The 25,871-nt window shown below is 57.9% G+C and carries 20 protein-coding genes, 3 tRNA genes and 1 pseudogene; 8 read left to right on the top strand and 16 right to left on the bottom strand.

Features of this window, described 5'->3' with window-relative positions; all coding sequences use genetic code 11:
• The 3 genes and pseudogenes from H7H48_RS11700 to H7H48_RS11690 all read right to left on the bottom strand — a co-directional run.
• Nucleotides 1–77 (bottom strand): annotated as a pseudogene (locus H7H48_RS11700) (elongation factor Tu); the annotation flags it as partial.
• A 238-nt stretch (nucleotides 78–315) separates the two neighbouring features.
• Nucleotides 316–389 (bottom strand) — tRNA-Gly (locus H7H48_RS11695).
• A 32-nt stretch (nucleotides 390–421) separates the two neighbouring features.
• A tRNA-Tyr gene (locus tag H7H48_RS11690) sits at nucleotides 422–506 on the bottom strand.
• Between the two features lie 184 nt (nucleotides 507–690).
• Here H7H48_RS11690 and H7H48_RS11685 point away from each other — a divergent pair.
• Nucleotides 691–1,545 (top strand): RNA methyltransferase, encoded by an 855-nt coding sequence (locus H7H48_RS11685; protein ID WP_229449203.1) that lies wholly within the window; start codon nucleotides 691–693, stop codon nucleotides 1,543–1,545.
• A gap of 93 nt (nucleotides 1,546–1,638) precedes the next feature.
• Nucleotides 1,639–2,052 carry a nuclear transport factor 2 family protein gene (locus H7H48_RS11680; RefSeq protein ID WP_229449202.1) on the top strand — a complete coding sequence of 138 codons (414 nt, stop codon included), beginning with the start codon at nucleotides 1,639–1,641 and terminating at the stop codon, nucleotides 2,050–2,052.
• A 55-nt stretch (nucleotides 2,053–2,107) separates the two neighbouring features.
• Here the strand turns inward: H7H48_RS11680 and H7H48_RS11675 are convergent.
• Nucleotides 2,108–2,183: transfer RNA gene (locus H7H48_RS11675), tRNA-Thr, on the bottom strand.
• A 161-nt stretch (nucleotides 2,184–2,344) separates the two neighbouring features.
• Between H7H48_RS11675 and H7H48_RS11670 the strand changes: the two genes are divergently transcribed.
• Both H7H48_RS11670 and H7H48_RS11665 read left to right on the top strand, forming a co-directional pair.
• Nucleotides 2,345–3,118, top strand: a complete 774-nt coding sequence (locus tag H7H48_RS11670) for an NAD kinase (protein WP_229449201.1) — start codon at nucleotides 2,345–2,347, stop codon at nucleotides 3,116–3,118.
• A 164-nt stretch (nucleotides 3,119–3,282) separates the two neighbouring features.
• On the top strand, nucleotides 3,283–4,689 hold the full coding sequence (locus H7H48_RS11665; protein ID WP_229449260.1) for a DEAD/DEAH box helicase: 1,407 nt from the start codon (nucleotides 3,283–3,285) through the stop codon (nucleotides 4,687–4,689).
• A 74-nt stretch (nucleotides 4,690–4,763) separates the two neighbouring features.
• Here H7H48_RS11665 and H7H48_RS11660 read toward each other — a convergent pair whose 3' ends face one another.
• The 8 genes from H7H48_RS11660 to H7H48_RS11625 all read right to left on the bottom strand — a co-directional run bounded on the left by H7H48_RS11660 (nucleotide 4,764) and on the right by H7H48_RS11625 (nucleotide 12,308).
• The gene (locus tag H7H48_RS11660; RefSeq protein WP_229449200.1) at nucleotides 4,764–5,090 is read right to left on the bottom strand and encodes a TfoX/Sxy family protein; all 327 of its coding nucleotides are present in this window, start codon (nucleotides 5,088–5,090) and stop codon (nucleotides 4,764–4,766) included.
• A 10-nt stretch (nucleotides 5,091–5,100) separates the two neighbouring features.
• A complete protein-coding gene (gene sufA / locus H7H48_RS11655) occupies nucleotides 5,101–5,481 on the bottom strand; it encodes a Fe-S cluster assembly scaffold SufA (protein ID WP_229449199.1) in 381 nt (126 codons plus the stop codon).
• A gap of 89 nt (nucleotides 5,482–5,570) precedes the next feature.
• Nucleotides 5,571–5,969 carry an SUF system Fe-S cluster assembly protein gene (locus H7H48_RS11650; protein WP_229449198.1) on the bottom strand — a complete coding sequence of 133 codons (399 nt, stop codon included), beginning with the start codon at nucleotides 5,967–5,969 and terminating at the stop codon, nucleotides 5,571–5,573.
• Nucleotides 5,970–5,974: 5 nt separating this feature from the next.
• On the bottom strand, nucleotides 5,975–7,216 hold the full coding sequence (locus H7H48_RS11645) for a cysteine desulfurase (RefSeq protein ID WP_229449197.1): 1,242 nt from the start codon (nucleotides 7,214–7,216) through the stop codon (nucleotides 5,975–5,977).
• Between the two features lie 159 nt (nucleotides 7,217–7,375).
• The gene (gene sufD, locus H7H48_RS11640) at nucleotides 7,376–8,647 is read right to left on the bottom strand and encodes a Fe-S cluster assembly protein SufD (protein WP_229449196.1); all 1,272 of its coding nucleotides are present in this window, start codon (nucleotides 8,645–8,647) and stop codon (nucleotides 7,376–7,378) included.
• A gap of 9 nt (nucleotides 8,648–8,656) precedes the next feature.
• Entirely contained in the window at nucleotides 8,657–9,412 is a 756-nt protein-coding gene (gene sufC / locus H7H48_RS11635; protein ID WP_229449195.1) for a Fe-S cluster assembly ATPase SufC, read from the bottom strand.
• Between the two features lie 27 nt (nucleotides 9,413–9,439).
• Entirely contained in the window at nucleotides 9,440–10,963 is a 1,524-nt protein-coding gene (gene sufB / locus H7H48_RS11630; RefSeq protein ID WP_229449194.1) for a Fe-S cluster assembly protein SufB, read from the bottom strand.
• A gap of 181 nt (nucleotides 10,964–11,144) precedes the next feature.
• Nucleotides 11,145–12,308, bottom strand: a complete 1,164-nt coding sequence (locus tag H7H48_RS11625) for a cysteine desulfurase family protein (protein WP_229449193.1) — start codon at nucleotides 12,306–12,308, stop codon at nucleotides 11,145–11,147.
• Nucleotides 12,309–12,569: 261 nt separating this feature from the next.
• Between H7H48_RS11625 and H7H48_RS11620 the strand changes: the two genes are divergently transcribed.
• Together H7H48_RS11620 and tyrS are read left to right on the top strand one after the other, a co-directional pair.
• On the top strand, nucleotides 12,570–13,244 hold the full coding sequence (locus H7H48_RS11620) for an alpha/beta hydrolase (protein ID WP_223004011.1): 675 nt from the start codon (nucleotides 12,570–12,572) through the stop codon (nucleotides 13,242–13,244).
• Nucleotides 13,245–13,308: 64 nt separating this feature from the next.
• Nucleotides 13,309–14,562: a tyrosine--tRNA ligase gene (gene tyrS / locus H7H48_RS11615; RefSeq protein ID WP_229449192.1), complete on the top strand. Its 1,254-nt coding sequence runs from the start codon at nucleotides 13,309–13,311 to the stop codon at nucleotides 14,560–14,562.
• A 57-nt stretch (nucleotides 14,563–14,619) separates the two neighbouring features.
• On the opposite strand, the gene H7H48_RS11610 is transcribed toward tyrS, so the two are convergent.
• Nucleotides 14,620–17,841 (bottom strand): DUF3971 domain-containing protein, encoded by a 3,222-nt coding sequence (locus H7H48_RS11610; RefSeq protein ID WP_229449191.1) that lies wholly within the window; start codon nucleotides 17,839–17,841, stop codon nucleotides 14,620–14,622.
• Nucleotides 17,842–18,085: 244 nt separating this feature from the next.
• Between H7H48_RS11610 and H7H48_RS11605 the strand changes: the two genes are divergently transcribed.
• On the top strand, nucleotides 18,086–18,565 hold the full coding sequence (locus H7H48_RS11605; RefSeq protein ID WP_229449190.1) for a peroxiredoxin: 480 nt from the start codon (nucleotides 18,086–18,088) through the stop codon (nucleotides 18,563–18,565).
• A 180-nt stretch (nucleotides 18,566–18,745) separates the two neighbouring features.
• On the top strand, nucleotides 18,746–20,044 hold the full coding sequence (locus H7H48_RS11600; protein WP_229449189.1) for a M23 family metallopeptidase: 1,299 nt from the start codon (nucleotides 18,746–18,748) through the stop codon (nucleotides 20,042–20,044).
• A 65-nt stretch (nucleotides 20,045–20,109) separates the two neighbouring features.
• Here H7H48_RS11600 and prfB read toward each other — a convergent pair.
• From prfB to H7H48_RS11585, 3 genes are all read right to left on the bottom strand, one after another.
• A protein-coding gene (prfB, locus tag H7H48_RS11595; protein WP_229449188.1) for a peptide chain release factor 2 occupies nucleotides 20,110–21,241 on the bottom strand; the annotation gives its coding sequence in 2 pieces (ribosomal slippage) (nucleotides 20,110–21,171 and nucleotides 21,173–21,241; 1,131 coding nt in all).
• 120 nt (nucleotides 21,242–21,361) lie between these two features.
• Nucleotides 21,362–23,818 (bottom strand): penicillin-binding protein 1A, encoded by a 2,457-nt coding sequence (locus H7H48_RS11590; protein WP_229449187.1) that lies wholly within the window; start codon nucleotides 23,816–23,818, stop codon nucleotides 21,362–21,364.
• A 324-nt stretch (nucleotides 23,819–24,142) separates the two neighbouring features.
• Nucleotides 24,143–25,330: an N-acetylmuramoyl-L-alanine amidase gene (locus H7H48_RS11585; protein ID WP_229449186.1), complete on the bottom strand. Its 1,188-nt coding sequence runs from the start codon at nucleotides 25,328–25,330 to the stop codon at nucleotides 24,143–24,145.
• Nucleotides 25,331–25,871 lie beyond the last annotated feature (541 nt).

The raw sequence follows: 25,871 nt of genomic DNA, 5'->3' as shown, positions 1-25,871 counted from the left end.
GTCTTGCCGTGGTCAACGTGACCAATCGTGCCGATGTTCACATGCGGCTTCGTACGCTCAAATTTACCTTTGGCCATTGCAACTTCCTTTGGCGCCGTGGATGCGTTTGGGTTTTAGATGCGGGGCGATTACCGACAAAGTCGATAAATTACAAGCCCCTTTACCATCTCCGGGGTGATCGCGCGCCTTTTGGCTGCACAAACGTCGCAAAGCCGACCGCTGCACGGGTAAACTGCGGCACAACATTCTCGCCGATGCCAGGACAGACAGGCGACGCAACGACATTCACATGAGGTCGAAAAACAAGGAAAAAGCTGGAGCGGGTAGCGGGAATCGAACCCGCATATTCAGCTTGGAAGGCTGCTGCTCTACCATTGAGCTATACCCGCCGGGTTCTCGCTTCGCTGGCTCTGATCGACGGTGGTGGAGGGGGCTGGATTCGAACCAGCGTACGCATAGCGAACGGATTTACAGTCCGTCTCCTTTAACCACTCGGACACCCCTCCGTTTCCGTCGGAGCTTCAGCGACGTGGCGGAATTTCGAAAGGCAAATCGCCCTGCTCCGTTCCGCGATGCGCCTTATGACGAGGCGGCTCTCCGGTGTCAACCGCCTGTCGCAAATCTTCGCCGAAAAACTTTCCTCCTGCAAATCCGGTTTCCAGAATGCCGCCGCCGGATTATAGAAGCGCCATGAGTGACGATCACAATTCCAGAACCCCCAAAGACAGCCATTATGCTCGCCTGCGCCGCGCGCACAGAGAACGCGCCACACAAAAGCGAGGTGGCAAAGGGCCTGTCCATGCCGATGCCGCTACCGAGGATGGTATCGTTCGTCTCTATGGGCTCCACACCGTTCGCGCAGCGCTGGACAATCCACAGCGTCGAATCAGGCGTCTCTCCATCACCCGAAACGCTTCCGCGCGTCTCGATTTGAATGACCCAGCGTCCCTGCCCTTTCCGGTCGAAACCGTCGAGCCGCGCGAGATTGACCGGCTTGTCGGGCCCGACGCCGTTCACCAGGGTGTTCTCTTGGAAGCAGAGCCCCTAAGCCCCAAACCACTCCGGGATCTCAATGGCGCCGCCCTTGTCCTCGTGCTTGATCAGGTGACTGATCCGCACAATGTCGGTGCCATCATGCGTTCTGCCGTGGCTTTCGGCGTGAACGCCCTAGTGACGACTGCGCGCCACAGCCCGGCCGAATCCGGTGTTCTTGCCAAGGCAGCCTCCGGCGCGCTCGAACATATCGACCATCTGACAGTCCGTAACCTTGCGGAGGCCCTCGAGGAGCTGTCCCAGGCCGGTTTCCAGACGATCGGCCTTGATTCTGAGGGGCCTGAGCGTTTGGAAGACACCTTTCAGGCGGACCGGATCGCTCTGGTTCTGGGCGCCGAAGGCAAAGGCCTTCGGCAAAAAACCCGTGAAACCGTCTCCGCCCTTGCCCGCCTCGATGTGCCCGGCGCCATCCGATCGCTGAATGTATCAAATGCCGCCGCGGTCTCACTCTACGCGGCCTGCAGGCATCTGAACACCATTTCAGGCGATTGAACCCCTCATATCGGTGCAGGATTTCCGTTTCGCTCCGATGCCGATAGAATGCCGGCGTCGACAGAACACAACCGCACGCGATTGGGGTTTCCAATGAGGCTGCACCGCATACAGTTGATCATTGCCGCTATGGCTTTGACTGTTTCCCACTCCCTCGCCGAGGAGGACAAGGTGCTCGCGCAATGGTTCGATGCTTTGCGCACCGCCGACCGGCAGGCGCTCTCAGACCTGTTGTCCGATGATGCGCGGATCATTCTCAACGACATCGGAATTGAACAGACAAAAGCAGAATTTCTCGAGACGATGGACACCTGGGAGGAAGCCACGGGCAACGGCACCAATATCCGCTATCACGTCGACAAAGAGAGCGATGCTGAGACAATCGTGACTGTCTGCTATGATTTTCCGAACAATTCCGTGCTCACGAAGGAACGCTTTATGATCGGGGAAGCAAAAATCGAGGAAAGCGATCAGACCCAGATTGCGGAAAGCTGCGACGATTTCTGAGCGTTTTTTTCTTCCGGCGCCGCCTCTGGACAGAGAGGCACGGACACGGAGAAGTTGGTGCCCCCGGACGGACTCGAACCGCCGACCCCCTGATTACAAATCAGGTGCTCTACCAACTGAGCTACAAGGGCATCCGGCGCTCCGTTAGCACAAAGTGCGCGCGAGTAAAATCAAAACTGGCATCGACGATATACGATCCCCACATGAATGCCAGTCCGATTGCCTTTGCAGGCCAACCTCCGCGTGCTAACCGATAGCAACCCGCCGCTTAATCCAAGGCAGTCTGATTGCCATGACTCAACAACCGATGGCCCTCGCCTTTGTTTCCGCCGACACCGAAAATGCCCAGGAAGCGGCGAAACGATTGTCCGCCCTCTACGGTCAGGAACGTCCGGAGGATGCCGACGTTATCGTGGCGCTCGGCGGTGATGGGTTCATGCTCCATACACTTCGCGAAACGATGGGAGCAGGAAAGCGCATCTACGGCATGAACCGCGGCTCGATCGGTTTTCTGATGAACGAGTACCGTGAGGAAGGCTTGCGCGAGCGTGTGGCCGCAGCGATTCCCGAAACCGTGCGGCCTCTCCAGATGGAAGCCATCGATGCCGATGGTAACAAGGTCAGGGCGCTTGCGGTTAACGAGGTCTCGCTTCTGCGCCAGTCCTACCAGGCGGCAAAGGTCCGTATTGCCATTGATGACAAGGTCCGCCTTGAAGAGCTGATTTGCGATGGTGTGATGGTGGCCACGCCTGCCGGCTCCACGGCCTATAATCTCTCCGCCCACGGACCAATTCTTCCGCTGGACGCACCGCTTCTTGCACTTACTCCGGTCAGTCCGTTTCGTCCACGCCGCTGGCGAGGTGCCCTGCTCTCCAATCAGGCGACTGTGCGGTTTGACATTCTCGAGCCGGAAAAGCGGCCGGTGAATGCGGTTGCAGACCACACGGAAATTAAATCCGTCGTTTCAGTTGTGGTTCGCGAATCGCACGACGAAACCGTCACGGTCCTCTTCGACGAAAGCCATTCCTGGAACGAACGCATCCTTTCGGAGCAGTTTCGTTACTGAACAATAGCTGACTTTACGGCAAGTGATCTGTTGACATCGAACGCGTCAGGCCGTACGCCCTCGAGGGATTCGGGTCTCCAAGACCTCACAAGGCGGCATTACGCCGCAAACACAAAGACAGCCGAAACGTGCCAGCAGAAGAACAAGACACCGCTCAGGAAGCGTTGACATTTTCCGATCTGGGCCTGTCCCAAAAGGTCCTTTCCGCCGTGGCCGATGCGGGCTACACGCAGCCCACACCGATCCAGGCAGGCGCCATACCGCATGCTTTGAACGGCAAGGATGTGCTGGGCATTGCCCAGACAGGCACGGGAAAGACCGCCTCTTTCGTCCTGCCCATGCTAACGCGCCTTGAGCGCGGTCGCGCAAGGGCGCGCATGCCGCGGACGCTTATTCTTGAGCCCACACGCGAGCTCGCAGCGCAGGTCGAGGAGAACTTTGTCAAATACGGCAAGAACCACCGCCTCAACATCGCGCTTTTGATCGGTGGCGTTTCGTTTGACGAGCAGGAAAAGAAGCTGGAGCGCGGCGCCGATGTGTTGATCGCGACACCGGGGCGCCTGCTTGATCATTTCGAGCGCGGAAAGCTTCTCCTGACCGGTGTTGAGATTCTCGTGATCGACGAGGCGGACCGCATGCTCGATATGGGTTTCATCCCGGACATTGAGCGTATCTGCAAACTCATCCCCTTTACACGGCAGACCTTGTTTTTCTCGGCTACCATGCCGCCGGAGATCACCAAGCTTACCGAGCAGTTTCTGCAGGCGCCTGTCCGTGTGGAGGTCTCCCGGCCGGCGACCACGGCAACGAACATTACCCAGCGTTTTGTAAAGAGCGGTGCCAAGCCCTGGGAGAAGCGCGAGCGTTTGCGTTCGCTGATCGACGCACAGGGCGACACGTTGAAGAACGCCATCATCTTCTGCAACCGCAAGAGCGAAGTGGCGACACTGTTCCGCTCTCTCGTCCGTCACGAATATGACGCTGGCGCGCTCCACGGAGACATGGACCAGCGCGCGCGGATGACGATGCTGGAGAACTTCCGCAAGGGCAATCTTAAATTGCTGGTCGCATCGGACGTCGCCGCCCGCGGTCTCGACATTCCCGATGTCAGCCACGTGTTCAATTTCGATATTCCCACCCATGCTGATGACTATGTGCACAGGATCGGCCGTACCGGTCGTGCAGGCCGCAAGGGTGCCGCGTTCACGCTGATCACCAAGGCGGATCGCAAGTACATGGATTCCATCGAAAAGCTGATCGGCCAGGATGTGGAATGGCTAGACGGTGACCTATCCACGTTGCAAGCGGATGAGAGCACGGACAACGAGACCAAGCGCGGCCGTGGTGCAAAGCGCGGCGGGAAAGCCGCTGCGGCGACGGAGGAAAAGCCGTCCTCCGGCAAGAAAACGCGAAAGAACGATATCAAATCCGAGAATGCCGATCGCAAGGCAAAGCAGGACAAAGCGGAGCAGCCAAAAGAGCAGCGCCGCCATCAGCAGCGTGAAGATGACGCCACGGTCGGTTTCGGCGAGGATGTGCCTGCTTTCATGAAGATTGCGGTAAAAACCTGACACGACACAGGGTGACGCACTCAACCAAGCCGCTGCCGGAGTACATCCGCAGCGGCTTCTTAATATGCAAAAGCCTATTTTTTTATGCTTCGCACGCCCGCCTCATATGCACGACGTGCCCAGAGCGTCATTTCCTCAGCATCATCGATCGCACTTTCAGGGATGGACCAGTAAGGCATAGCAACCGGCCCTCGCCCTTTTCGGCCAGCCGGCATCCATTGTCTGCAGCCAACTGCCTGAAATGCCGGGGCGCTTCGAGCGTCCGCCTTCAGCAATATCTCCCCATTAACCTGCAACGCAAAGACAACGCCCTGGTGGTAAATGCCCTTGCCACCGAACATACGTCGAATGGAGATCGGCCCGAGGCCCGCAAACAGATCGCGTATGGCGTCGTCGTCCACGGCCAGCCGGTCAGGCAGTACCGCGCGCTTCGGCGAGCGCCTTTAGATCCGCTGGCTTCAGCTCAATGGATTCTCCGCAACCGCAAGCCGATGTCTGGTTGGGATTGTTGAAGGTGAAGCCCGTGCGCAGCTTGGTTACTTCGAAGTCAAGCTCGGTGCCAAGCAGAAAAAGGGCGGCTTCCGGCGCCACATAGACATGCGCGCCCTCGTGTTCCACATGGTCGTCCTTCGGATCAGCCTCAGTGACAAGATCGACTGTGTATTCCATGCCCGCACAGCCGCCCTTTTTTATCCCCACACGCACCCCCATGGCACCTTCGCGGGCGGCAACGATCTCGCGCACCCGGCTGGCAGCCGCGTCGGTCATGGTCATCACTTGAAATCGGCTCATCAAATTCTCCGTTCACGGCGAGTGAAAGGCTCGCGGAAAGGTTCTCTTGTGAAGATGGGCAAGAACGCCCAGTGTTGCAAGTGCAGACCTCAGTACCAGCCAACGGCGAACTGGGCTTCCTCGGACATGCGATCGGGTGTCCATGGCGGATCGAAGACCATTGTCACTTCCACGTCGCTGACGCCTTCGACGGTGCTGACAGCGTTCTGCACCCAGCCCGGCATTTCGCCGGCCACGGGGCAGCCAGGAGCGGTCAGGGTCATGTCGATCTTCACAGAGCGGTCATCCTCGATGTCGACCTTGTAGATCAGGCCGAGCTCATAGATGTCGGCGGGAATTTCCGGATCGTAGACCGTTTTCAACGCACTGACGATGTCGTCCGTCAGACGCGCAAGCTCTTCCTGCGGAATGGAAGACGTCTTGGCTTCGGTTTCCTGTTGAGCCACGGCCTCAGCCGTCTGCTCCGTGTCCTGCGGTGTATCAGTCATCTTGCTCACCCGAAAAAACGCCGCGCTTTCTCAAGCGCTTCAGCGAGGGCATCTACCTCCTCGCGTGTGTTGTACATGCCAAACGATGCACGGCATGTGGAGGTCACGCCGAAATGTTTCAAGAGTGGCTGCGCGCAGTGGGTTCCTGCCCGAACGGCCACTCCAGCCCGGTCGATCACCATTGACACGTCGTGCGCGTGAATGCCCTCGATCTCAAACGAGACGATGGCGCCCTTGTCGGGAGCGGTGCCGAAGATACGCAGCGAATTGATCTTCCCAAGCTGCTCATGCGCATATCGAGCCAGATCGGCCTCATAAGCCGCTATCGCCTCGCGGCCAATGCCTTCGATGTATTCCAGCGCCGCGCCAAGCCCGATCGCCTGCACGATGGGCGGTGTACCGGCTTCAAAACGGTGCGGCGGATCGTTGTAGGTGACATTGTCGAGCGTCACGTCCTCGATCATCTCGCCGCCGCCCTGGAAGGGCCGCATGGCGGCAAGGCGCTCCTTCTTGCCGTAGAGCACGCCAATGCCCGAAGGACCGTAGAGCTTGTGCCCGGTGCAGACATAGAAATCGCAATCGAGCGCCTGTACGTCGACCGGCAGATGGACAGCGCCCTGGCTGCCATCGACCAAAACCGGAATGCCGCGCTCATGGGCAATGCGGATTATTTCCTTCAGCGGTGTGACGGTGCCAAGCACATTCGACATATGCGTAATGGCGACGAGCTTCGTACGGTCGGTGAGCGTCTTCTCGAACGCCTCGACCGTAAGATCGCCCTGCTCATCGACCGGGATCCAGGCGAGCTTGGCACCGTGGCGCTCGCGCAGGAAATGCCAGGGCACGATGTTTGAATGATGCTCCATGATCGACAGAGCGATTTCATCGCCCTCGCCGATATTGGGCATCGCATGGCCATAGGCGACGGTGTTGATCGCCTCGGTGGCCGACTTGGTGAAGATGATCTGATCGGTGCTTTCCGCATTCAGGAAGCGCCGGACCGTTTCACGCGCCTTTTCGTAGGCATCCGTGGCGGCGTTCGAGAGAAAGTGCAGGCCGCGATGAACATTGGCATATTCATTGCTGTAGGCGTGCGTGATCGCATCGATCACCGCCTGCGGTTTCTGCGCCGACGCGCCATTGTCGAGATAGACGAGTGGCTTGCCGTAAACCTCCCGCGCTAGAATGGGAAAATCCCGACGAACGGCTTCAACGTCATAACGCATAGTGTCGACCTTATGGTCCATTTCGAACCCCGCGTGCCCGCCCCTCGCTCAGAAAGGCGGGCGTGAGTGGTTTGGGATTATCGCATCGGCCCGAAAATCCAAATCGATTTTCGGAAAGCACGATGCGAAGCTCCAATAGGATAGAGCGTCCTTTGTGCGTCCGAATGGACACGCGGCGCTCTAACCGTGCTCGGCGAACCAGTCGACCAGCCTGGCCTCCAGCGCCTCGATCACGGTTTCATCCTCAAGCTCCTCGATGACCTCGGCCACGAAAGCCTTGACCAGCAGGCCGCGTGCGGTCTTCTCGTCGATGCCACGCGCCATGAGGTAAAAAAGGTGATCTTCTTCGATATCGGTCACCGTCGCGCCATGGCCGCAGGCCACATCATCGGCAAAGATCTCGAGTTCGGGCTTGGAGGAGAACCCGCCTTCATCGGACAGCAACAGCGTATTGCAGGCCATCTTGGCGTCGGTCTTCTGGGCGATCTTCGCAACGCGGATCTGGCCCTGAAACACGCCATTGGCCTTGCCGGTGACCACATTGCGGAAGGTCTCGGTCGAAACCGTGTCCGGCGCCAGGTGATCGAGCACCATGGTCACGTCGCAATGGGTCTCGCCACCAAGCAGGTTCACTCCACGAAGCTTGAACTCGGAGCCCTCGCCCCGCGCTTCAACCTTCACTTCCTGGCGAACCAGCTTGCCACCACTGTTCAGGATGAAGAGCGTGAGGGTCGAGTCCCTGCCTAGCGAAGCCGTGAACTGGCCGAGATAGGCCGCATCATCCGGCTGCTCCTGAAGCAGGATCCAGAACACATGCGCGCCATCGGCCACGTCCAGATGCGTGACGGAAGATGCAAGCGCATCGCCGGCACCGGTCTGGCGCTCAATAATGGTCGCCTTTGAGCCGGCTCCCGCATTGACCACGAAGCGGCCATGCACCTGGCCGCCCGCATGGATATTCTGAAGCTCGATCGGGCGGTCAAGCTCCGCACCTTCGGCAATGTCGAGCCAGTAGCCATCCGAAACGAAGGCTGCATTGATCGCGCCGACAGCGTCGAACCGGTCGGAAGCCGTCAGCCATTCGGCAGGCAGCGCGCCTTCCTGAAGCTTGTCGGCCAGTGTGGCGACCGTGAGCCCTTCGGGTCCTGCCTCGCGGCCATGCGCAGTGCCGTTCAGCACAGGCAGGACGAGCGCGTTGTCGATCAGCGGCGCGACCGCCTCGGCGTTGCTGACAGGCTTGAAATCCGGAACGACGGAAAGAAGCCGGCGCAGATCTGTGTAGTGCCAGGCTTCGACGCGGCGCGTGGGCAGGCCCTGCTTGAGAAGCTCGAGCGCCTCATCGCGGCGGACGGTGACATCGGCATCGCCGGGCAGGTCCGAGAAACGGCTGGAATAGCCGTTGACCAGCGCCGTCTCGGCCTCCGTCAGCGTGTTTTGAGCATGAAGGTTCATCTCGTCACCTCAAGCGGCTGCGTCAATGACGCCGGCATAACCGTTCTTCTCCAGCTCAAGCGCCAGATTCTTGTCGCCGGACTTGATGACCTGGCCGCGGTAGAGAACGTGAACCGTGTCGGGAACGATGTAGTCGAGAAGACGCTGGTAGTGGGTGATCACCAGCACGGCGCGATCGGGCGAACGCAGTGCGTTCACGCCATCGGCAACGATCTTCAGCGCATCGATGTCGAGGCCGGAATCGGTCTCGTCCAGAACGCAGAGTTTTGGCTCCAGAAGCTTCATCTGCAGGATTTCGGCCCGCTTCTTCTCACCACCTGAGAAACCGACATTGAGCGGACGCTTGAGCATGTCCATGCTCATCTCCAGCTCGTCGGCGGCAGTGCGAACGCGCTTCAGCATCTCGGGGATCTTCAGCTCTTCCTCACCGCGCGCCTTGCGCTGCGCGTTAATGGCGGTCTTGAGGAACTCCATCGTGGCAACGCCCGGAATTTCGAGCGGGTACTGGAAGGCAAGGAAGATGCCGGCGGCGGCGCGCTCGGCCGGATCCATCTCCAGGATGGACTCGCCATTGTAGAGGATCTCGCCCTCGGTCACCTCATAGTCGTCACGACCGGCGAGGATGTAGGACAGCGTGGACTTGCCGGAGCCGTTCGGCCCCATGATCGCGGCCACTTCGCCGGCCTTCACAGACAGGTTGAGGCCACGGATGATCTCGGTGCCATCCTCAGCGATGCGGGCGTGCAGGTTTTTGATCTCAAGCATGATTTTTTCCAAACAAATGCGCCGGCCTCAGCCGACAGAACCTTCAAGAGAAATACCGATGAGCTTCTGCGCCTCGACGGCAAATTCCATCGGCAGTTCCTGGATGACGTCCTTGACGAAGCCGTTGACAATGAGCGCGATGGCCTCTTCCTCGGGAATGCCGCGCTGCATGACGTAGAACAGCTGATCCTCGGAAATCTTCGACGTGGTTGCCTCGTGCTCGAACTGCGCGGTGGCGTTCTTCGCTTCGATATAGGGTACGGTGTGCGCGCCGCATTCATTGCCGATCAGCAGACTGTCGCACTGAGTAAAGTTTCGGGCGTTGGCCGCCTTGCGGTGCGCCGAAACCTGTCCGCGATAGGTGTTCTGCGACTTGCCGGCAGAAATGCCCTTGGAGATGATGCGGCTCGACGTGTTCTTGCCCAGATGCAGCATCTTGGTGCCGGAATCGATCTGCTGATGGCCGTTGGAAACAGCAATCGAGTAGAACTCGCCGCGGCTGTTGTCGCCACGCAGGATGCAGGACGGGTACTTCCACGTGATCGCCGAACCGGTCTCGACCTGGGTCCAGGAGATCTTGGAATTGTTGCCCCGGCAATCGCCGCGCTTGGTGACAAAATTGTAGATGCCGCCCTTGCCCTCGGAATCGCCCGGATACCAGTTCTGGACCGTGGAGTACTTGATCTCCGCATCGTCCAGCGCGATCAGCTCGACCACGGCGGCGTGGAGCTGGTTCTCGTCGCGCTGCGGCGCGGTGCAGCCTTCCAGATAGGACACATAGGCGCCCTCTTCCGCGATGATCAGCGTGCGCTCGAACTGGCCGGTGTTGCGCTCGTTGATGCGGAAATACGTGGATAATTCCATCGGGCAACGCACGCCCTTCGGCACATAGACGAAGGAGCCATCCGTGAAGACGGCGGAATTGAGCGCAGCATAATAGTTGTCCGACACCGGAACGACCGATCCCAAATATTTCTGGACCAGTTCGGGATGTTCCCGGATCGCCTCGGAGATGGAACAGAAGATGACACCGGCCTTGGCAAGCTCTTCCTTGAAGGTGGTCACGACCGATACGGAATCGAACACCGCATCAACCGCCACACGGCCAGAGCTGTAGACATTGTCGCTCGGGTTCTCGTCCAGCTCACTCGGCTCACCCTGCTTGCGAACGCCGGCAAGAATCTCCTGTTCTCTCAGGGGGATACCAAGCTTTTCGTAAGTCTTGAGCAATTCCGGATCGACTTCATCCAGCGACTTCGGGCCGGTCTGGTTCTTCGGCGCTGCGTAGTAATGCAGATCCTGAAAATCGATCTTGGGGTAGCTGACGCGCGCCCAGCTCGGCTCTTCCATGGCCTGCCAGCGCTTGTAGGCGTTCAAACGCCATTCCGTCATCCATTCCGGCTCATCCTTCTTGGCCGAAATGAAGCGAATGATGTCTTCGTTCAGGCCCTTGGGCGCCAGATCGCTTTCGATAAGCGTTTCAAAACCATACTTGTACTGGTCCACATCGATCATGCGGACCTGATCAATCGTTTCCTGCACGGCAGGCATATGCGTTCTCCATCCATGCCGGGGTCAAGGCCCGGCCGTCTTCAAATTGAGCACACCGTGGTCGCCTTTCGGCAGACTTCATGTAGTGCGTCAGAGCAAAGGTTTCATCTGGTCACATATTAAATATGTGTCTTTTTCTCCATTTTAATGCGCTTTACCCTCGTTTTTCCCTTTTGCCGCTTCAAGCCGCCTTCGCAGAGCCCTTCCTCCGCCTGGCGATATTGACCAAAACACTCTCGAACAAGGCCAAATCTGCTTCAGTGGTATCATGTCCAATGGAGACCCTCAGGGCACTGGCTTCGTTACCGAGGCCCATAGCTTCAAGGACATGGCTCGGTCCAACCCTTCCGGATGAACAAGCAGACCCCGCAGAAAGCGCCACACCACCCAGATCAAAGGCAATCTGCGCGGTTTCAGCTTTCATGGCCGGAATGGAAAAGAAACACGTATTCGCAACACGGTTCACACCAAGTCCGTGAATCACGGCATCCGGAATCTGCTTTAGAATGGCGGTTTCGAAGCGGTCGCGCAGCTTTGCCACAAGATCGACGCGTTCCAGATTTTTGAGGGCTTCTGCAGCGGCGGCACCAAAACCGGCGATGGCAGCGAGATTCTCGGTGCCGGCCCGATGACCTTTCTCCTGACCACCGCCACCGATCAGCGCCCGCGGCATCATCAGGTCGGCGTTGCCGACCACCGCCCCAGCTCCCTTGGGTCCGCCGATCTTGTGCGACGACAATATAAAATAGTCAGCGTAACCCGCTGAAATATCCAACGGAATACGGCCTGCAGCCTGGACGGCATCAAAGATCGTGGTTGCGCCATGTGACTTGGCCAAACGTCCGATTTCCTCAATAGGCTGAATGACGCCCGTTTCATTGTTCACCGCATGGACGGCAATCAATGGCAGGCCTGCATCCCGATCGTGCGCGGCCAACAGCGCCTTTAACGCGCCCAGATCGATCAGTCCATCAGATTGAACCGGTATGATATTGATTTTATTTCGAGAAAACCGCCCACCCTTCAAGACACAGGGATGATCAGCGGCGCTCACATAAAGCGTGGAGAATTCGAGTGCCGCGCGCCCCATTGTCCAGTGGGGAGTGAGAAGCATCGCTGCCGCCTCGGTCGCACCGGAGGTAAAAACAACATGCTCCGCACGGCCACCCACAAGACGAGACACGTGCTTGCGGGCCTCTTCCAGGACGCGCCTGGCTTCCCGGCCCTCAGCATGAACGGATGACGGATTTCCCGGCATGGACAGCGCGTCAAGCATCGCCACCCTTGCCCTTTCGACAAGCGGTGCACTGGCATTGAAATCGAGATATGCTCGCGTTGCCGACATTGATCTTCCGCTTTTCTCCGCGAATCCGCTGTCTGCTTCACGTCATTCAGGCCAAACTTGCCTGGCTTGACGTAATTTCCTTGAATTTTCAGGGCGAGCCGTCCTATTTACCCGGCTTGCCGATATGATGGTTGCTCGCGCGCCATCAATTTTGAACAATTCTAAACTAGCTTCTATGGAGGCGTCGGCGTCGCGTCAAGGGTTAAGGGACTTCGATCCCCGTTGAACCTGAAATGCAGCGACGCCCAATGTGGAGTACTCATGCCTGAGGTCATTTTTGCCGGGCCTGCCGGACGTCTGGAAGGACGATATCAGCCGTCGAAGGAAAAGAACGCTCCGATCGCGCTCATCCTGCATCCACACCCGCATTTCGGCGGCACCATGAACAACAAGATCGTCTACGATCTTTTCTACATGTTCCAAAGCCGGGGTTTCACCACGCTGCGTTTCAATTTCCGCGGCATCGGCCGCAGCCAGGGCGCGTTCGATCACGGTACCGGAGAACTCTCCGACGCGGCCGCAGCACTCGACTGGGTCCAGTCGCTGCATCCCGATTCGAAGAACTGCTGGATCGCGGGCTACTCCTTCGGTGCCTGGATCGGCATGCAGCTTCTGATGCGCCGACCCGAGATCGAAGGCTTCATGTCCATCTCGCCGCAGCCCAATCTCTACGATTTCTCGTTCCTTGCACCCTGCCCGTCCTCGGGTTTGATCATTCACGGCGACGCCGACAAGGTTGCCCCACCCGCCGACGTTCAGGGCTTGGTTGACAAACTCCAATCTCAGAAGGGTATCACCATTACCCAGAAGACCATGCCCGGTGTGAACCACTTCTATACGGATCACGTCGACGAGCTGATTGGCGAGTGCTCGGATTATCTTGATCGCCGACTGCGCGGTGAACTTTCCGAACCTCGCCCCAAACGCCTGAAATAATCTATTGCAGGGATGCGGGCCCTGGTGTCGCCGCATCCACCGAAATCAAAGAGCCTGAAAGACCATGACCGCCTTCAAATCCGATTTCCTGCGCACGCTCAGCGAGCGCGGGTTCATTCACCAGACCTCCGACGATGCTGGTCTCGATGAACTGTTCCGGAATGAGACGGTCACGGCCTATATCGGCTTCGATCCGACCGCGCCCAGCTTGCACGTGGGCAGCCTGATCCAGATCATGATGCTGCACTGGCTGCAGAAGACCGGCCACCGCCCGATCGCGTTGATGGGAGGCGGCACCGGTATGATCGGCGACCCGTCCTTTAAAGACGAGGCGCGCAAGCTGATGACACCCGAGACGATTACCGAGAACATCTCCGGAATCAAAAAGGTTTTCTCCAACTACCTCACCTTCGGCGAGGGACCGCAGGATGCGTTGATGGTCAACAACGCAGACTGGCTACTGGGCATCAACTATGTTGAGTTTCTGCGCGATGTGGGCCGCCATTTCTCGGTCAATCGAATGCTGTCATTCGATTCGGTGAAACTACGCCTCGATCGCGAACAGTCGCTATCGTTCCTGGAGTTCAACTACATGATCCTCCAGGCATATGACTATGTGGAGCTGAACAAGCGGCTTGGCTGTCGTCTGCAGATGGGCGGCTCCGATCAGTGGGGCAATATCGTCAACGGCATCGATCTCGGCCACCGCATGGGCACGCCACAACTCTACGCCGTCACCTCGCCTCTCCTGACCACCGCGTCTGGCGCGAAAATGGGCAAGAGCGCCGACGGCGCTGTGTGGCTCAACCCCGATATGCTCAGCGCCTACGATTTCTGGCAATACTGGCGCAACACAGAGGATGCGGATGTCGAGCGCTTCCTGAAGCTGTACACGACCATGCCCATGGACGAGATTGTGCGGCTTGGGGCGCTGCAGGGAGCGGAGCTGAACGAGGCAAAGAAGATCCTTGCTACTGAAGTGACTGCCATGCTTCATGGCCGCGCTGCGGCCGAAGAAGCAGCAGAGACCGCACGCAAGACGTTTGAAGAAGGGTCTCTGGCGCAAACGCTTCCCACCATAGAAGTGAAGCGCTCCGCGCTCGAGGACGGAATTGGTGTTCTCTCGCTTTTTGTGACCGCAGGATTGGCCGGTTCCAATGGCGAAGCCCGCCGTCATGTGAAGGGTGGAGCTCTTCGTCTTAACGACCAGCCTGTGAGCGATGACAGGCAGGAGGTCACCATCGAAAACATCACCGATGAGGGCGTGGTGAAACTCTCCCTCGGGAAGAAAAAGCACGTACTCCTGCGCCCGGTCTAAACCGCGGGAATTCAACGCCAGGACATCTTAGGTGCGCCCCGTCCGGGCGCACTTTTTTTATCGAAACTCGAATATCTGCCGGAAGATACCTGGGGCGATGGCCGAGATGGGGTTCACCTCCATCTGAGGCTCGGCGAGCTTGCCATAAAGCCGATAGGTAATTCCAATCAGCCCGCGATCGCGCCCGTTTCCAAGGATTTCGCCGAACACCGGGATTTCACCAAAGATGCGGTTCAGGCCATAAAGCGGCATGAAGGTACCGGTAATCGCGATATTGTCGTTCGCGTCAAAAAGGGTTCCCTGAAAGGTCGTGCCGATCAATGGCCCGCGCAGAACACCATCTCTGAGCTCCAGGCGGCGGGGGCCCTTCAGCACTGTTGCATAGCCACGTTCGAAGCTGATTCTGTTGGCATCTACCTCGCCAGCGCTTTCGGTTGCGGACACCAGCGAACGCAGGCGCGGTTCGTCAACGATGAAAAAATTCTCAGCTGATACGCGCCCGCTCAATACACCGCCTTTCCCTTCGCTCAGCGACAAGGCCATCCGCCCGCCTTCCATGTTCTCGTAGAAATCGACGAAGCGCATCACCGTGCCGGCATCCGATGAATTGGCGGCGATACCGCTTGGGCCACGCGTCACAGTCACCTTTCCGCCCGAGGCCGTCGTCGCAGAGATTTCGAGGCGGCCCGCGCCTTGCGCGGCAGACGCGTAATTGAGGGCAACATCCCTCAGAACCGCACCGCCGAACCCGGTCACGCGGGCAAGTTTCGCGTCAAGTGTGACGCCGGCATTCGCCCCCGCACCACCTCCGTTATCGGCGCTGCCCTGCCCGGTTGCGAGATAATGCTTGATCATCGCGCGCCCGTCCAACGACGCACCGCTGACTGTTACCTTGTAGTTCCTGCCTGACCGGTCGATAGAGACTGAAAATTCGTCCCCTCGGTTCAGTCTGGCCTTGACGAAACGTGCGCCGGAGAGCTCGCCGTCGGCAATGGTGATGCGCCCTTCGGCCGAAAATGTCTCGCCCGTTAGTCGAAAGTCGGTCAGCTCCATCGACGATGGTGTCTCCTGGAGAACGAAAGACGCCTTCGCCGGGATTCCGGCCCCCTTGCTCCAGTTAATCCAGGGAAGCGTCAGGCGGGTTCGGTCGAGTTTTACCGAGAGCGCCTTGCGCCCATCGGCGAGTTCAGAATAGTCCACCGTCATGGGACCAGACAGGATGCCATCCAGGCCAGGCACCACTTTGTTGCGCAGCTTGTCGTCGAGCGTCAGTTCGATCCTACGTGAACGCTTCAGCTCGGACTCTCCGAAAGGTTCAACGAGGTCCAGACGCGCCGGCACACCATTCAGGGTCGCCGAAGCGGATATGTCCGCCCTGCCCGGCTCAACGATCAGCACTCCGTTGGCATCCGCAACCATCTGCCCATCAAAGGGCTTGGCGATCGAAAGATCCTTGTATTCCAAAGTCGCCTGCCAACCGAGATCCTCGCGCGGTATCCCATCGCTCAAGGGGATGTCGGCGGTCACATGTCCGGTCACATCACCAGTCACATCCTGAGGCGAAATGTCGATCTTGTCGGACACGTCGATAGGTTCATATGAAGCCAGTTCGACAATGGCCGGAGCCTTACCTGCCACGTCTATCTCAAGTTTGCCGATGCGTGGTTTTACATGGGCATTGCGCACCGTGAGCGATCCCTTGCTGGCAGCCACTTTCCGCCCACTCGGCATGAAGACCGTGCCCGCTTCGATGGCAATATCGATATCTGAGCCCTGAAATGCGATGCGTCCGACGGCGTCCCGCACCGGCGGTATCCGCCCAGCGATGTCGAACCGCGCATCAGCAACCGTGAAGGCTCCACTGACTTCTTCATTGTTCAGCGGTTTTCCATTGCCAAAACGCCCCGGCGGCACACGCAGGCGAAGATTGCCTTCGGCGACCCGCCCGCCGAACAGGTTCCCAAGAACCCACTCGCGCGCGCCTGAGGCAGCAAACCACGGCCAGAACTGCTTCACCTCATGGGTCGGCATACCTTCGGTATAGACGGCGAGCGAAAGCCCTGGCGTCTTTCCAGACCTGAGGGTGACCGCAGCGCTCGCCGTGATCACACCGGATGCGGTGGCAATGCGGATCGTATCTCCGACGATGCGTCCACTTGCTGTGTCTATCCGTCCAGAAACGCCTGCAACGAAGGGAACGGCAGCCTCAGGAGAATCAATCGGTGCGATTGTGGATTTGCTGCTGGCGAGATCAAAGCGATAGACCGCATTCCCGGTTCCGGTGTTTTGGACAGGGACAATCCGCCCTGTAAAATTGAACGCAGAGCGACCGACAACCATGTTCGCTTGGTTGATAACGATCATGCCCTCATCATCCCCGACCTCGGCGCGGATACGGCCCGTCGCGGACAAAACCCCATCTTCTCCAAGATCAAAGGGGGCGTTTTCCAGAGCCAGTTCGAGTTTCAGCCGGCCATTACCGATTTTGCTTTCGCCGCCACTCAGCGATAGGCGGACCGCCCCAAGAAGGCCGAGTGTTCGTTCATCGCGCCCGGAAACAGCGCGCGCGGTTTCCAGGAGCGACGGCTTCGGAGCCGAAATTTCCACATCCAGCGACTGGATCGGCCCCTCTCGCATGGGGCGTAAGGCAGTTCCAACAATTTCCAAACCATGGTCGTCGAGTGAGACATTGCTCTTGAAATCGAACTTTCCTGAAGGCGCCATGGACGCATTGATGTCGATGGCCACGCTCCGCTTGGAGGCCTCATCCAGGACGACCTCCACATCGCGCAGACGCAGATATCGCGTTCCCATGCGTTCGGTCAGTGCATAAACACGCCTGAGACCGTCAAAAACATCTTTCTCAACCAGGCTCGGATCGACAGGCTTTCTCCAGCGCGCGACGGCGGCCACTTCTTCAGATCGTGATGACAATGCGGCAAGCTGAATGCGGGCACCGGAAATCTCGGCGCTTCCTACCTTGATCTGCCCTGTGAGCAGGGGCAACATCCTGAAACCAAACCGGAGCGTGTCGGCATTGATCAGGGTTTCGCCGGTTTCGACCTTCGTCAGATGCACATCGCGTATCTCAAGAGCGATCAGACTGCGGTCGCTGGGGACCAACCTCAAGGCCCCCATCGTGGTCTCGACGTCATAACCAGCAAGGGAGGTCAGCGCCCGCTGCGCCGCCGACCGCAGCCGCTCCTGACCGATGGTTCCTGTCCCCACCACTTGGAGGACCAGACCAAGCGCAACGAGGAGCGCAACCGCGAATGCCAATCCGGCGACGCCACGCCTTAGCCAGCGCCAGAAAACAGAACGCCGGAGAACCCGGCGCGCCCTCTCATGGGTAGAGGGGTAAGTCTCGAGAGCCGCAATCTCGCCGCGCTTGAACCTGACCTTTCTATGTGAAGCACCTTGCTGATCCAAAACCGTTCCCGTCGACACGCGCAGCCATGGACGAATCCATCGACTTGATTATATCTCTCCCTTCCACCGCCTATCCACAAACAGGGGAAAGAAAATGACAGGACCCGTCAAAGGAAGCGAAGCACCGGATTTTGCATTGCCCGCAGATGGTGGCGGCGAAATCAGATTGTCGGACTTCCGCGGGAAAAACGTCGTTCTCTTCTTTTACCCGAAAAACGACACCAGCGGCTGCACTGCAGAAGCAATCGACTTTACAGCGCTCAAACCCGAATTCGACGTCCTGGACACGGTGCTTCTCGGCATGTCCCCAGACAGTCCCAAAAGCCACGACAAGTTCAAAAGCAAACACGCGTTGACAGTGTCTCTTGTTTCCGACCAGGAGAAGGAGACACTTCAAGCATACGGCGTTTGGGTCGAGAAAAGCATGTATGGGCGAAAATATATGGGTGTCGAGCGCTCCACCTACTTGATCGACCGTGAGGGCCGCATTGCCGAGTGTTGGCGCAAAGTAAAGGTGCCGGGCCACGCCCAGTCAGTGCTGGATGCCACAAAAGCGCTGGAATCGGGCCGCTGATAGGCTCTCTTTGCCAATTGGTTTGCAGCTGCATCCCCAACCTGTATTTCACCAGAGAAGAGACTACACCAGCTCTTGTGTTTTTTAATGCCGCTCAACCACGGCACGAAAAACTTTGTTAACCCTAATCAAGTGTAATCGGTATCGAACAAGGTCTGCTCAATATAAGTACGATTTTCGATGCGCCCACAGCAATCTGCGGTTTTCGGCAAACGTAAGGAACCCCATACGATTATTATCGCGCGGGGTGATACGATCCGGCATTTCACAGTGCGGCCATGGATCGCCGCCATGGCTGGTTCGGCTGTGGCCGCGCTGGCGATAGGCTATCTCCTTGCCACCTCGTATCTGGTATTCCGGGATGATCTCATCGGCGCCACCGTTGCCCGGCAGGCACGGCTCCAGCAGGCATACGAAGATCGAATTTCTGCGCTTCGAGCACAACTGGATCGCGTGACCAGCCGGCAACTTCTTGATCAACAATTCATGCAAGAAAAGGTCGGTGAGCTGCTTGCGCGGCAGGATCAGTTGACCAAACGACAAAGCCGGCTTGACCCTGTGCTCAACCGCGCGGGGGCCGAATTGTTGCCCGCCAACCCGCCTGTGCCAGAGCCAAGGCCCAGGATCAAGGCCGAGAACAAACCGCTACTCGACCCGACCGCCACCGGCAGCATCGCGGTCGCTTCGTTTGCCCCCTCCCATACTGGCTCAGTCCCCTGGCCACTCCGCTCGAGGACCTCGCAGAAAAGTGAGAAATTGTCGGCTGCCGATAAAGCCGACTACCTTTTCGTAAAGCTCAATCGTGCGCTGGAGACTATCGAAACCGAACAGATTGACAGTGTGAGATTGCTTGCCGACGATGCCTACCAGACGGCTGATGCCATAGCTGGTTCGTTAGAAGATGTGGGGCTGACAATCGCCAGCGACCATAGAGAACAGAATATCGGAGGTCCCCTTCTGGCATCCACATCTGCTCTGGTTTTTGAGGATCAGGTGCGCGAACTGGATGAAGCGCTGTCCCATCTCAATGAGGTCAAGGCCAAGGCAAGGCGTCTACCGCTGGCAAGCCCTGCCCCGGGAGCACAGATCTCGAGCCGTTTCGGCGCGCGGAAAGATCCCTTTCTCGGCCGCCTTGCACACCATTCGGGCATCGACTTCCGAGCCAAACGCGGCGCGTCCATTCATGCCACCGGTGCAGGCACTGTCATCAAAGCAGGATGGAACGGCGGATATGGACGCATGGTGGAGATTGATCACGGAAATGGCCTGACGACCCGCTATGCGCATATGAGCAAGATTCTCGTAAAGACTGGTGACAAGGTAGATGTGGGAACCACGGTGGGAAAAGTCGGTTCCAGTGGCCGCTCCACAGGACCACATCTCCATTACGAAGTTCGCAGATCCGGCGCCGCCATAAACCCCGCCCGCTTTATTACGGCAGGGCGCAAGATCGCCGAATATCTCAAAAGCGAGTCCTGAAAATAAAAACGGGCGAACGCCACGCGTCCGCCCGCAAGAAATGTCGCGCCGGGGTAAACAGGCAGCTATGCCAGGTCCTCGACCTCCGCGCCGTCGCTGCCATGAACACGCTGCGACAAGGCCGCTTCCATGAAAGCATCCAGTTTGCCGTCGAGTACATCTTGAGGGCTTGTGCTTTCCACGCCGGTGCGCAGGTCTTTCACCAACTGATATGGCTGCAGGACATAGGAGCGAATCTGATGGCCCCAGCCAATATCCGTCTTTGAGGCCTCGGTCGCGCTGGCAGCGTCTTCACGCTTTTTGAGCTCTTCTTCATAGAGGCGAGCCCGCAACATGTCCCAGGCAGTAGCGCGGTTTTTGTGCTGTGACCGTTCCTTTTGGCACTGAACCACAATGCCACTCGGGATATGCGTTATGCGAACAGCCGAGTCGGTCGTGTTGACGTGCTGACCACCCGCTCCCGAAGCCCGATATGTGTCGATGCGAACCTCGGAGTCGGGAATATCAATCTCGATCGTGTCATCGATAACCGGATAGACCCAGGCACTGGCGAAAGAGGTGTGCCGCCGCGCATTGCTGTCATAGGGAGAAATACGAACAAGGCGATGCACGCCCGACTCCGTCTTCAGCCACCCATAGGCGTTTCGCCCCTTGATCAACAGTGTCGCAGATTTGATGCCAGCCTCTTCGCCGTCATGGACCTCCATCACGTCGACTTTCATGCCGCGGCGCTCTGCCCATCGCGTGTACATCCGCAGCAGCATTTGCGCCCAATCCTGGCTTTCGGTGCCACCCGCACCGGCATGAATCTCCAGATAGGTGTCGTTGCTGTCAGCCTCTCCGGAGAGCAAGGTTTCGACCTGACGGGCGGCGATCTCTTCTTTGAGCGCCTTGAGAGCAGCTTCGGCTTCCGAAACCACGGAAGTGTCGCCCTCTTCCTCGCCAAGTTCAATCAAACCGACATTGTCCTCGAGCGCCTGCGAAAGGCTGCGAACACTGGTGATGTTTTCTTCGAGCATTTGACGCTCGCGCATAAGCTTCTGGGCCTCTTGCGGATCGTTCCACAGATCGGCCTCTTCAGCGCGAGAATTGAGATAATCGAGCCTTTTTACCGCCTCATCCCAGTCAAAGATGCCTCCTCAGCAGGCTTATGGCCTGCTTGATTTCGTCGACAAGATTTTCGGTTTCTGCGCGCATTGCAGATTAACACCTCGGTTTGTTTGGATTTTTTTCAGAAACGGCGTCCTGAATCGTGTCGGACCATATGGAGCGTGCCCGCATGTGTAAAGCGGACACGCGCACTCTCAGGCAACAATATCAGTAGAGCCCACCAGCCCCCGAGTTCACAGCACGATTTGCCTGCGGAGAAATGACCCGAGGGGTACCTGCTCCTTCAAGGTCCTCCATACCGATAACCCAATAGCTGTCGGCGGGCCCCGTCCCCGGTTTGAAGGCTTCCATGATCACACCGGGTTGCCCTGCCTGGGCGCGCATTCCCGTCTTGCGATCGATGGGAATGATGTTCATGCCTTCCGGAACCTGAAAATCGACGGGGCGCATATCCTTCAGCGCATTCGCCATGAACTCCTTGAAGATCGGAGCCGCAAGGCCACCGCCAGTGGAGCCACGCCCCATCGGGCGTGGCGTGTCATAGCCCATGAACACGCCAACGACCAGGTCGGGTGTATAGCCGACGAACCAGGCGTCTTTCTCGTCATTCGTCGTCCCTGTCTTACCGGCAATCGGGCGGCCAAGCTCGGAAACCGTGACCGCGGTACCCCGCGACACCACGCCCTGCATCATTGAGGTAATCTGATAAGCGGTCATGGGATCGAGAACCTGATCGCGATCATTGATGATCTCCGGCTCCTCCTGCCCTTTCCACTCGCTTGCGACACAGCCGACGCATTCACGGCGGTCATGCTTGTAGACGGTTTTTCCGTAGCGGTCCTGAATACGGTCAATCAGCGACGGAACGATCTGCTTGCCGCCATTTGCCATCACCGCATAAGCCGACACCATGCGCATGACCGTCGTTTCACCGGAGCCAAGGGACATGGCCAGCACCGGAAGCATCTTGTCATAAATGCCGAAATGCTCTGCATAATCGGCTACCAGCTGCATGCCCATGTCCTTGGCCAAGCGCACGGTCATGAGATTGCGCGACCGCTCGATACCAGCACGCAGCGTGGAGGGACCGGCGGACTTTCCGCCATAATTCTTTGGCTCCCAGACCTCATTGCCGACCTGGATCGAGATCGGTGCGTCAAGCACGACTGAAGCCGGCGTGTAGCCATTGTCCAATGCTGCGGCGTATACGATGGGCTTAAAGGCGGAACCCGGCTGACGATAGGCTTGTGTTGCCCGATTGAACTGGGAATCGGCATAGGAAAAGCCGCCAACCATGGCCAGAACACGTCCCGTATGGGGATCCATGGCCACCAGCGCCCCTTCAATTTCCGGCACCTGACGCAATTGCCAAGCGCGCTCGGCATCCGGCTTCTTCTCGACGAAAATCACATCGCCCGGCTTCAGAACGTCCGATTGCTTGTTGGCCTTGAGACGTTCGCCGTCGACGACATGCCGCATGGCCCATTTCATGTCCTCAAGCGCGATTGTACCTGTTTCCCTGTCTTCCGAAAGAGCGCCGGAGACTGTGCGCTCAGGCTTGATACCTATGGAAATTTTCTCATCTTCGGTTCCAAGAACGACAGCGAGTTTCCATTCCGGCACATCGCTCAACTCGTCAATCTCGCCAAGCGGCGCACCCCAGTCTCCCGAAACGTCGATCTGCGTAACAGGCCCGCGGTATCCGCGCAGCGTATCGTAGCGGATCAGACCATTCTGCAACGCCTTACGGGCGTAGAGCTGCAGTTTCGGATCGAGTGTCGTGCGAACGGACAGGCCACCCTCATACAGCGCGTCCTCGCCATAGCGTGAGATGATGTCGCGACGAACCTCTTCTGTGAAGTACTCGCCCGCAAAGAGATAGGTCCCGCGTCGGCGCGGAGAAACGTTCAACCCGGTCGCCTTGGCTTTTTCGCCCTCCTCTGCAGTTGCATAGCCGTTCTCGACCATTTGATCGATCACCCAATTGCGGCGCTCAATGGCGCGCTCCGTGTACCGGAAAGGGTGATAATTGGAGGGACCTTTCGGAAGCGCCGCGAGGTAAGCCGCTTCGGCGAGCGTCAGTTCATTGACGGATTTGTCAAAATAGGTTAGCGCCGCTCCGGCAATGCCATAGGAGCCAAGGCCGAAAAAGATCTCGTTCAGGTAGAGCTCAAGAATACGGTCCTTGGAATAAGCCTGCTCGATGCGGAAGGAGAGCACCATCTCCTTGATCTTGCGCTGCATGGTCTGATCGGACGTCAACAGGAAGTTCTTTGCCACCTGCTGTGTGATCGTCGATGCTCCGACGGGGCGGCGGCCAGAACCAAAATTCTGGATATTGGTGATCACAGCACGCACAAGGCCTGTCACGTCAACGCCCGGGTGCTTGTAAAAGTTCTTGTCTTCGGCAGAGAGAAACGCGGCCTTGACCCGATCAGGTACTGCCTGGATGGGAAGGTACAATCTACGCTCGCGCGCGAATTCAGCCATCAACGCGCCGTCAGCAGCATGAACACGGGTGGTCACCGGCGGCTCATATTTCGCCAGCACCTCATAGTCGGGAAGATCTTTCGTAAGATCGCCGACATATAGCGCGATGCCCGCTGCCACCAGCAACGCCAGCACGATGCCAACGCCAAAGAAATACCCGATGAGACGTACCATGCCCGCTCCAATTCATACTCCGGCGCGGCCTTTTGCTGCAAAAAGTCAAAACCGCCAGAGCTGTCTTTCAAATTCCAACCGCCTCACGAAGACCAGTGACGAAGTCCTGCCGTGTCGCTGCGACACACTCCGCCCTCTTCGCTGCCAGCGATTCTATATACCACTTTTTGTCATGATCTTCCGCCCGGAGCACCAGGTGTTTCCGGAAAATCCTGCATGGGTTCTTACTGCCTCAGCCTTGTGGGCAAAATGCGGCGGCATAAACGGCAGAACCACTGACAACGTTAATCATTTCAAGCGTTGCAGTCTTGCAACGTCTTTTAATCATCCGCCCGCAGCGCCATTGGCCTTCGCAAAGTAGCCCACAGCTTCGACAATCGCATCCATCGTCTCAGCACGCCACTTCGGATCCCGAAGTTGGGCTTCATCTTCCGGGTTCGACAAATAGCCGAGTTCCAGAAGCACTGAGGGTATATCAGGCGCACGAAGAACCCGGAAACCCGCGTAGCGATGCGGATTCTTCACCAATTGAACCGTATCAGACAATTTGCCGATGAGGGTGCGGGCAAAGCGGATGGAGAACGCGTGGGTCTCGCGCCGGATAAGATCAACAAGAATATCCTCAACTTCATCTTGCTCCTCTTCGGGCACCTTGCCGGCAATCTCGTCCGAAAGGTTTTCCCGGGCCGCTGTCGCCGCCGCCTCGGCATCCGATGCCTTGTCTGAAACCGTGTACACAGTTGCGCCCCGCACACTGCGGATAGCGATGGCGTCGGCGTGAACCGAGACAAACAGATCTGCGCCTTTCTCGCGCGCGATCCGGACCCGTTCGTCGAGACGCAGAAACCGGTCATCTTCACGCGTCAGGACGACCTGGTAACGCCCTGTTTTCTCCAGTTTCCGGGCGAGCTCAAGCGCAAACAGCAAGGTGATCTGCTTTTCGATCGTCCCGTTGATGCCGCGGGCGCCGCCATCCGCACCGCCATGTCCTGGATCCAGCGCAACGGTAAAGCGATCTTGCACCGGTGTGGCGCCCTCCGCTGGCTCCACCGATTGGGGCTGCAACATGCTCGCACGAAGCGCTGCATCGAAATCTTCCGCTGAGCTGGCACGCATCTCAATGATCAGGCGAAATCCTTCTGAGGTTTCATTCTTCATCACCTCGGCTTTTTCGACAGAGAACGGACCCACCGCCCGGAAGAGCAGTCGCGCGCGAGACGCGTCAACCGCACCGTACTGGACAGATTCGACCAGACCGCGAGCGCGCAATTCCAACGGATCGAACGAAAATTCCGTCGGCGGAAGATCAACAACCAACCGGCTGGGATCGCGCAAGAGAAACCACCGGAATTCAGGCTCCTGATCGAAATGAACAACGATGCGCGTGTACTGCGCATCGCCAGCCATCTTGTAGTCGTGCGCCTTGAAGATCGGCTCACCACCAACGGCATTGTTGAAAGCAAGAGTGATCGCCGCGAAAAGAGCCCAAATGAATAGTGTCGGTCTGTGCAAAACTGCCTCTTTGCGATGCCTTGTGCGAATTTCCATCGAATCGAGACCGATTCCTTCTGAGAAAAATGGCGTTTTTCTTTCGAATCGCCGGAAAATTCCCAGTTTTTATGCGCTGTCGGCAACCGTTGGGCAATTGATGACACGCTTCTCCATCAGCCTTCAGTGCAGCCCGCCGATGGAAATCAGGGTTGCCAATACAACTGTCAAATCATAAAAGCATCTATGAATCATCGCGATAAGCGTCCTTGGTTTGAGTCCCTGCTGACAAACGGCGATGAGCAATGGGGCGAACCTTTTCCGCCGCCGCAAACCGGAACGGGCGGTGATTCAGAAGGAATTTTTCAGGGCAATCTCCAGACATGAGAGCTCTGACGTAGGAAACGGCCGGACCTTAAGAAACGTCCGTGCCGGCTCGCTATGAGCAAAAGCTGGCCCGTAAATCCGGGCTTTGGTTGAAACGGTTCTGCCGGGCGATGGAATGGCTTCAGGCGCGATTGGAAATAGATCCGGATTAAAGCGCACCGCGAAATCGGTGTTCCGG

It is taken from the genome of Nitratireductor sp. B36, from assembly GCF_020833685.1.
Classification (GTDB): domain Bacteria; phylum Pseudomonadota; class Alphaproteobacteria; order Rhizobiales; family Rhizobiaceae; genus Nitratireductor.
This window is presented reverse-complemented; position numbering and strand designations above follow the sequence as displayed.

What these genes read in the sequence shown, in the direction of transcription:
- tyrS (WP_229449192.1), top strand. Translation starts at nt 13,309, where the DNA reads ATGACCGCCTTCAAATCCGATTTCCTGCGCACGCTCAGCGAGCGCGGG.
- H7H48_RS11620 (WP_223004011.1), top strand. Translation starts at nt 12,570, where the DNA reads ATGCCTGAGGTCATTTTTGCCGGGCCTGCCGGACGTCTGGAAGGACGA.
- H7H48_RS11670 (WP_229449201.1), top strand. Translation starts at nt 2,345, where the DNA reads ATGACTCAACAACCGATGGCCCTCGCCTTTGTTTCCGCCGACACCGAA.
- sufD (WP_229449196.1), bottom strand. Translation starts at nt 8,647, where the DNA reads ATGAACCTTCATGCTCAAAACACGCTGACGGAGGCCGAGACGGCGCTG.
- H7H48_RS11680 (WP_229449202.1), top strand. Translation starts at nt 1,639, where the DNA reads ATGAGGCTGCACCGCATACAGTTGATCATTGCCGCTATGGCTTTGACT.
- H7H48_RS11650 (WP_229449198.1), bottom strand. Translation starts at nt 5,969, where the DNA reads ATGACTGATACACCGCAGGACACGGAGCAGACGGCTGAGGCCGTGGCT.
- H7H48_RS11600 (WP_229449189.1), top strand. Translation starts at nt 18,746, where the DNA reads ATGCGCCCACAGCAATCTGCGGTTTTCGGCAAACGTAAGGAACCCCAT.
- H7H48_RS11625 (WP_229449193.1), bottom strand. Translation starts at nt 12,308, where the DNA reads ATGTCGGCAACGCGAGCATATCTCGATTTCAATGCCAGTGCACCGCTT.
- H7H48_RS11645 (WP_229449197.1), bottom strand. Translation starts at nt 7,216, where the DNA reads ATGGACCATAAGGTCGACACTATGCGTTATGACGTTGAAGCCGTTCGT.
- sufC (WP_229449195.1), bottom strand. Translation starts at nt 9,412, where the DNA reads ATGCTTGAGATCAAAAACCTGCACGCCCGCATCGCTGAGGATGGCACC.
- sufB (WP_229449194.1), bottom strand. Translation starts at nt 10,963, where the DNA reads ATGCCTGCCGTGCAGGAAACGATTGATCAGGTCCGCATGATCGATGTG.
- H7H48_RS11685 (WP_229449203.1), top strand. Translation starts at nt 691, where the DNA reads ATGAGTGACGATCACAATTCCAGAACCCCCAAAGACAGCCATTATGCT.
- H7H48_RS11605 (WP_229449190.1), top strand. Translation starts at nt 18,086, where the DNA reads ATGACAGGACCCGTCAAAGGAAGCGAAGCACCGGATTTTGCATTGCCC.
- sufA (WP_229449199.1), bottom strand. Translation starts at nt 5,481, where the DNA reads ATGAGCCGATTTCAAGTGATGACCATGACCGACGCGGCTGCCAGCCGG.
- H7H48_RS11590 (WP_229449187.1), bottom strand. Translation starts at nt 23,818, where the DNA reads ATGGTACGTCTCATCGGGTATTTCTTTGGCGTTGGCATCGTGCTGGCG.